Annotated in this window: 1 protein-coding gene; it reads left to right on the top strand. The window is 58.5% G+C overall.

Annotated elements, in window-relative coordinates:
* Nucleotides 1-708: 708 nt before the first annotated feature.
* A partial coding sequence (locus ACRCYW_RS05200; protein ID WP_438549098.1) for a hypothetical protein occupies nucleotides 709-1,112 on the top strand: 404 nt, incomplete at its 3' end.

Here is a 1,112-nt window from a genome sequence, read left to right on the forward strand (position 1 = left end):
CCATTAGTCGCCACCAAGAAGATCCGTTTTGGTACCGTAGGAATGGGAATGGACCTCCCAAGGTTGGCCTGGGCGGGGGAAAACCAAGTCTTCTCCTCCCAGGACACGAATATGGCCACCGTCCTGGGTCGACGCCCCCGAAAACCTGAAGTCAAGAGATGGGACCAACTCCCCCTTCCTGAGGAAACATGCAGTGATGTACTGGTCCTGGACGCGGCCGATCACCCAAACAGTAGAGCCTCCACCCTACCCATGGTTGAAGCCACCCCCAGAGAATCTCTACCCAAGGCTATCCTCCTCGCAGGACCCGGAACCTGGACTCTGGATCTGCCCTTCCATGCGTGGCAGAGGAAAGAGAGAAGGAAACGCCTGGAGAAGGTAGGGTATCTGTGTCTGGAATGGTTTATCAGCGCCGAACAACACGGCAGCGCTATTCACCAGGAGCGCTTAGTCGAAGTGTATGTACTCCCCGGAGAAGGGAGGGCCCTACCGAAGCCCCCTTTGCCGCAGGGGCTGCCTGCACGAGCCATGCGCAACCTCCTGCTACCCCTCCACCGGATCCCTCACCGAACCCGCCCTCCTAGAGGTGCAGTTCATTCAGCCTACCCTCCAGGGGAAACACCAGGAATGGGAGAGGTCGTCGGATCGGTAGGAAACCAACCCTTGTACAGCTCTGCCGGAGTCATGCCCGACCAGCTAGGAGCCTGGGTGGTCGACAGTGAAACCGGAGTACACCAGTTGCAGGCCGAAGAACTAGCCAAGGGGAAGGGCCTCCCCTTGGAATGGGTAACCAGTGATGCCCGGATACCGATCGCCACAGTCATAGATGCCACCTGCCTACACATCTGGACGGCTGTCTGTGACTCCATAGGCCAATGGCTGAAGATACCTCAGGAAGGGACACCTCCGGACGATTTCCAAGACGATGTCCCCATCTACGAAGCCTCCAGTGCAACACCGGCCCCGCCAAATCCAAAGGATATACCGGCCGCCCCCTGGGAGTACAAGATGCCCGACCTGTCAGAGGGAAGCCCATTTTACCAAGCCTCCACCGCCAGACTCCGCGAGGTTATTAAGGGACGCCCAGACGAAGACGAACTCTGGACAGAAGG

Origin of the sequence: Aeromonas sp. (assembly GCF_051657805.1) — a bacterium.
Lineage (GTDB): Bacteria > Pseudomonadota > Gammaproteobacteria > Enterobacterales > Aeromonadaceae > Aeromonas.